Genomic DNA, 5980 nt, shown 5'->3' on the forward strand with positions numbered 1-5980 from the left:
AGTGGCAGTGTCGGTGAACACTTGTTTTAAGTTATAACCGGTCTGGCTGAAGCGCTCGCTGGTTTGCTGAATAAGATTAACATCAGCCAGCGATTCCGGCGGACGCAGGCAGGTGGTTTCAAAAGCTTTTTTAACCTGACACTGCGCAAAAGCAACCGAGTGCGCCAGCTCCTGGCCTAAACTTTTCGCGCCATTGCCCTCACCGGGCAAACTGCTGTCCCAGCCCAGTGACTGATTGCGGCCTTGCCGCCAATAATTTTGCCAGCGATCGTCTTCGGTTTTATAACCAAACGGAAAATTACCGGCGTTAATATGATATTTCGGCTGAACCCGGCTACCGGTCTGGCTGTTATTGGTACCCTCTTGCTGATAAAACAGCCGGCCATTGTCACCGTTCTCGTCAGTAAACTGATAATCATAGTAAGCAAACGCCTGCGCTAACGGGTCCATTCCGGCGTGACAGCCGATGCAGCGATTATGAAAAATCCGGCTGTCGCCGCCGGGGCTGCGACTAACATCCTGGCGGATCCGATCGGCCGCAGTACTGGTATCTTTTAACGGTTCCAGATCAGTACACAGTTGGCTCATCAGGGTAAAGCGTAACATGGCCCGGTTGGTACCCAGGTAAAAAAACGCTTTAGCGCCAGCGCGGCTGGTCATTACCCCGGCACTGGCTTGTGCCGGGATCCCCAGTAACGTGCTTTGGGCGCGGGGCTCCAGGTGTTGTTGCAAATCAATTCCCTGTTGATCCAGTGCCTGATAGTGGGCGTTGTTATCTGCCGCGTAAGGCGGCAAACCTAAACTGTCGGCACCCACATATAACACGTCGGTTTGTAATATTTGCCTAAAATCAGCGTTGTCCCGCACCAGGCCAATAATGGTGGCACTGTAATCGTTGAGTGGTTCAAAAATATCTAAATCACGGTTAGTAGCGGGGGTAGCAAACAATTTTAACGTGGTGCGGTAAAAATCGGGATGTTGCATGGCCAGCTCTGCCGCACCATCGGCATCGCCCTGCGCAATCAAATCTGTCATTTGCTGCAACGTAACCGCATCAGCAGGCACACCGGCCAGCCGGTCATGCAGCCGTTTAGCTTGTTCCAGTGGCCCGGCAGACAGTGCGCCACTAAACACCATGGCAAGTGCAGTAACCAGCAGGCCCGGGGCCAGTGGCTTAATAAAGCTTTGCATATTTCTCTCCTGCCCGGTTAGCCGGGTAAAAACGCGATTGTCCATTTCGAACGAGTCGGCGAGACATCCGCTGCACCGAAATTTACGGCCTGCAAGCGCAGCTGTAACTGCCGCTCAAGACGCTCATCATTTAGTTCACTTTCCACAATTTTCACCTGCTGCAAACTGCCATCAGGATTAATTATCAGTTCAAATACTACCTTACCTTTAAGCAGTGGATTGGCTCGAAGCGCGCGGTTGTACAAGGTATATAAACTGCTTTTATTTGCTTCCAGCGTTTGGCGAATACTGGCCTCCGAGCGACCACCCTGGCTGGCCGGGTCATTGGCGTTACCACTGCCCGTATTACCTGAGGCCGGTGCGGCGGCAGCCAGGCCACGCAGCTCAGCATCAGCAAGTGTCGTGCTTTGAGCGCGGGTTAAATCCGCGCGGGCGACATCGGCACTAACTGGCGCTGCAGCTTTGGCAGCCGTTTTCGCCAGTTGCGGGTTGGTAATTAATTCAGGTTCCGGTGTTGCGGTATTTTGCCGTCCTTCCCGCTGCAATTGTGGTGCCTGTTGATTCACCGTAAAAGTCTGACGCAGCGCAGCCAGATCGTCCTGCATGGCCAGTAAACCGGCTTGCTGCGCCTGACTACGGGCCTGCTCCTGCGTTACCGGGCTGGCCTCTACCACCTGTTGCTCGGGTTCGGGCTCCGGTTCTGGCAGCGGTTCCGGCTCAGGCTCTGGCAGTTTAATCGGCTCGGGAGGAATAATTTCCCGCTCTTCTAACCTCACCCGCGCCAGCTGAGGCGGCAATTGCTCCAGCTGTGCCCGGCTGCGCTCGGGTACCTGATAAAGTGGCACGGCTATCGACAACAGCACTAACATTATCAGGCCGGCCAGCACCACCTTGCTGAAAAACTGATCTTCATTTTGCCAGCCATTGCCAGCGTGCCAGGTTAGCGTACTCATGGGGTCGCCTCCAGCGCACTGCTGCGTTGCTCTACCGCCAATGAGACATCCCGGTACTCTGTAGCAGCGCAAATTGCCATTATCCGACGTAACACGGCATAAGAGGTTGACGCATCAGCCAGAATCGTCAAGGGACGACCTATCGCCTGTTGCTCCTTAGCAAGTGGCGCTGCCCTGCTGGCCAGATACTGCAATTCCTCAGTAACCGCTGCCGTTAACGGCGCTTGCCATATCTCCGGCGCCTGTTGCCAGTCACCACGCCAAATCGGTTTACCCTGCACTAAAATACCATTGGCCGTTACCGTCAACAGCACTTGCTCTTGTGGCAGCTGCTCTGATATCGATTGCGGCAGGCTCATGTCTTTATTACTTGGCAGCACCACTACATCAGACTGATTTACCATCAGAAAGAAAACCAGGATGGTAAATATATCCATCAGCGCCACCAGGTTTAATTTAGAGCTTTGCGCCAGACGGTTATTTTGCTTTAACATCCGCTTAGCTCGAAAAGACTGCTTCATTCGGGGCCCCCGCTGTGTTCCGCCGGTAATTGCCCCAGCGAAATTAACGGAAATAATTCCGCATCGACCACAGACGCTGCCACCACCGTTTTAAACGATCGTACCGTGTCCATCGCGCTGACCAGTGTTTGGTAATCCAGAGATTCCGGCGCCAGAATACTGATATCACGCTTTTCAATTTGCTGCTGTTGCCAGGTAAGCTTTAAATCCTGCAAAAATGCCGATAGCGCCGCAAAGTCAGGCTCGCCCTGCTCATTATGAGCAAACTCCCGTAGTAACTGACCCGCCGGATAATTTAACCGCAACTTCTGGGCCTGCAGCTCTAACTCCAGAACTTGCGGATTGTCCTGCTCTTGTTGCATGAGCTGTTCAGTTTGCGCTGGCAGCTGAATATTCAGCACCCGGATCTGGGTAAACACCAAACTCAGTAACAACACCGGCACCAATACAATCATCAGATTCATAAAGGAGGTAATGTCGAGTTCAGCCTCGTTTTGGCTGACTTTATGCTTTCTTATCATCCCGGCCACCCGTAAAACGTTGTCCGATACTATTCATCAACTTAATGCCGGCCATTTCCATGGTATCGACAATGCTGGCCGTCTTGCTCTGCAACAGCGCATGCACAAACACCAGTGGAATTGCCGTCATCAGACCAAAAGCCGTGGTATTCATTGCAACCGAAATACTGGAGGATAACAAACTGGCTTTTTCTGACGGGTCCGCGTTTGCCACTGCGGAGAAAGCCGCAATTAAACCAACAATAGTACCGAGCAAGCCCAGCAAGGTGGCCACATTAGCCAGCGTTGCTAAAAATGGCGTCCGCTTTTGCAGGCGCAGGCTGTACTCCAACACCACTTCTTCCATCGCATATTCCATATCTTCGCGCCGGTGCGAAGACGTTAAGCGGTTTACCCCACTGGCCAGCATTAAACTAAGCGGCGTTTGCTTGGTTTCTGCCAGTTGCAAAATGGCTTTAGTATCGGCAGCCGCGATAGCAGGTTGTAACTCACGGTAGGCCCGCTGATTGCTGGCGTACACCGAGCGTAAAAACCACCAGCGCTCGACGGTAATGGCGATACCGAGGATCAGAATAAAGGCGATGGGAAATATAAAGTAACCACCTTCCTGCAAAAACCGCACTATACTGTTGACGAATTCCATGCTGTAAACCTCTTAATTATTTTTTTGATGATGCTGTATCGGCGCTTTGCTGGTGGAGCGACTGCGCCTCGATAAAACGTAGAAATTGCTGGCGGTCGAGCGGCTGTAACGGTTGCTCGGCCACGTTTATATTGGGCGCCGGGATCCGGATCTGGGCAATACTATCCTGCCAGGGCAAAACGTATAACGTGCGTGGCTGCTCCTGATTGCCGCTAATCGTGGTGCTGATATCGATCCGAACCGTTGCTGCTGGTAACGTTGCTGGCTGCTTTGGCACTGTTTCTGATTGCGGCGCTGCTGCTGGCTGTGGCGCTGGCTCAGCTTGGCGGGCCTGTGGCAACGTTGACAGCAGGGTCAGACCAAAACTCACTGTGTAAATCAGATAATATTTCATCTGTTACTCCTGTTGCTCAAGCAAAGTTAACCAGGCTTCTGCCATCGGATCGGCGGTTAACTCCTGGTATTGTTGATAATGGTAGCGGGCCTGAGCGGGCTGTCCGAGATAAAGCTCGTATAAAAAACCCAGATTTTTATGGGCGCTGGCAAAATCGTTTTGCTGTGCCAGCGCATCCAGCCAGTAACGTCTGGCCTGATTAAAATTACCCTGCTGGCGGGCAATAACGCCCAGTAAATTGGCCGCCTCCACATAGCCAGGCTGGCGCGCCAGCAATTGGGTTAATTGCAAAGTTGACTGTTCAGTTTGCTGTAAATTCCAGTAGCATAAAGCCAGATTGTAATGAATGCCGCCGGCGTCGGGTAACACCTCAGCCATAGGGGCTAATAAAGCAGCAGCGCCCTGATAATCTTCAGCGCGCAGCTGTTGCTTGGCTCTGGCAAAGGCCTGCTGATATTCAGCGCTTAGCTCTGGCTTAGGCACTGGCTTAAGCATTGACTGCGGCGCTGATCCCGGCTCAGTAACGGCCGTTTTGCTGTCGGTTGCCCCAGCCGGTTGGCTAGTTTGTGATTGCTCTGGCTGAACCTGTTCCGGCTGAGCTTTTTCCGGCTGAGATGGTTCAGTCGCTTGCTGCGGCTCACCGGCGGCGGGCAACTCGGCGCCTGGCTCACCTTGCGGTGTGTTAACCTGCGCGCAATGGCTTAACGACAGCATCATCAGCAAGGCGAGCACTGAGCGCGCTGCGACAGACATTGCAAGCTGCCGCTTTGTATTAACGAGTGTTGTGTTACGCCATGCTTTAGTAAGCTTCATCAGCAAGCTCCAGGTACACTTCAGGTTTGCGGTAGCGCGCTGGCGAAAGCTCTGCCAGCTTGTTCAGACTTTTTTCAATCCAGGCGTCATATAAAGGTTGTGCCACCAGGGCCGCATTTTGCTGGTAGATTTCAATAGCAAGCTCTTCAAACGGATAGGCCTGCTCTTCCAATAGCAAATCGTATTGTTCCAGAGCCAGCGGATCGAGCCCTTTGGGTCGTTCTGAACTCAGCAGCGCTGCGGCCATTTGCTGATACAAATTGGCGACCTGGTATTGGGCCTGACTATAAAAATCAGCAACCTGCCAACTCATACTGGTTTGCAACAGCTCAATAGCGGCCGTCATATGAGTTTGTTTTTTCTTTAAATTATCCCGCAGTGGCTGTTTCAGACTCACCGCATCAAATAACATGCTGTTGTGCAATCCGAGCTGCAAGGCAGCATCGGCGGCCAGATAGCGGCTGCGCTCAGTGCCCGTATCAGCGCTACCCGTAAGCTGCTGTTCGGCGGTAACCATTCGTTGATACCAGAAATTACGGCGGCTCAGATCATTTTGCTGCTGATACAAGGCAACCAGTCTGGCCCGGGCTTCCTGAGCGGGCAGATGTGGCTGCGGATACTGATTCGCATAACTGCGATAAGCCAGGCGTGCCGCCTCACTATTATCCGCTTGCCAGTAATAGCCTGCGGCTTTATATAGCAGTGCTTGCTGCTCGGTACCTGCTGGCAATTGCGCGACTTGCATACTGATTAAATCCGCAGCACTTTGCCAATCCTCAAGCTGCTCATAGCTGTTTAACATTGCAGTGGTAATGGCCTGCTGCTCAGCACTGCCCGGGTAGCGCTGCTGATAAGCCTGCATCAGTGCTATTGCCTCTGGCAGTTGCTGCTGCTCAAGGTATAAGCTAATTTGCTGATACGCGGCACTCTGGTGATATTCCGAC

8 protein-coding genes are annotated in these 5980 nt (G+C 52.7%); all 8 read right to left on the reverse strand.

Annotated features, from left to right (window positions below; translation table 11 throughout):
* Window positions 1-1191, reverse strand: a 1191-nt coding sequence (locus ABY802_RS15335) for a hypothetical protein (RefSeq protein WP_372627998.1), incomplete at its 3' end; no start/stop codon positions are given.
* Window positions 1192-1208: 17 nt separating this feature from the next.
* Entirely contained in the window at window positions 1209-2144 is a 936-nt protein-coding gene (locus ABY802_RS15340) for an AgmX/PglI C-terminal domain-containing protein (RefSeq protein WP_372627999.1), read from the reverse strand.
* Window positions 2141-2665, reverse strand: coding sequence for an ExbD/TolR family protein (locus ABY802_RS15345; RefSeq protein WP_372628000.1), 525 nt, complete (start codon window positions 2663-2665; stop codon window positions 2141-2143). Before ABY802_RS15345 ends, ABY802_RS15340 begins: the two co-directional genes overlap by 4 nt.
* Window positions 2662-3186, reverse strand: a complete 525-nt coding sequence (locus tag ABY802_RS15350; protein ID WP_372628001.1) for a biopolymer transporter ExbD — start codon at window positions 3184-3186, stop codon at window positions 2662-2664. Before ABY802_RS15350 ends, ABY802_RS15345 begins: the two co-directional genes overlap by 4 nt.
* Window positions 3170-3829, reverse strand: a complete 660-nt coding sequence (locus ABY802_RS15355; RefSeq protein WP_372628002.1) for a MotA/TolQ/ExbB proton channel family protein — start codon at window positions 3827-3829, stop codon at window positions 3170-3172. The genes ABY802_RS15350 and ABY802_RS15355 overlap by 17 nt, the downstream gene beginning before the upstream one ends.
* A gap of 16 nt (window positions 3830-3845) precedes the next feature.
* Window positions 3846-4223 (reverse strand): hypothetical protein, encoded by a 378-nt coding sequence (locus ABY802_RS15360; RefSeq protein ID WP_372628003.1) that lies wholly within the window; start codon window positions 4221-4223, stop codon window positions 3846-3848.
* Between the two features lie 3 nt (window positions 4224-4226).
* Complete coding sequence (locus tag ABY802_RS15365; protein WP_372628004.1) at window positions 4227-4976, reverse strand: tetratricopeptide repeat protein; 750 nt, start codon at window positions 4974-4976, stop codon at window positions 4227-4229.
* A gap of 46 nt (window positions 4977-5022) precedes the next feature.
* The coding region (locus ABY802_RS15370) for a tol-pal system YbgF family protein (protein ID WP_372628005.1) at window positions 5023-5980 on the reverse strand (958 nt) is incomplete at its 5' end.

Source organism: Arsukibacterium sp. (genome assembly GCF_041616895.1).
Lineage (GTDB): Bacteria > Pseudomonadota > Gammaproteobacteria > Enterobacterales > Alteromonadaceae > Alishewanella.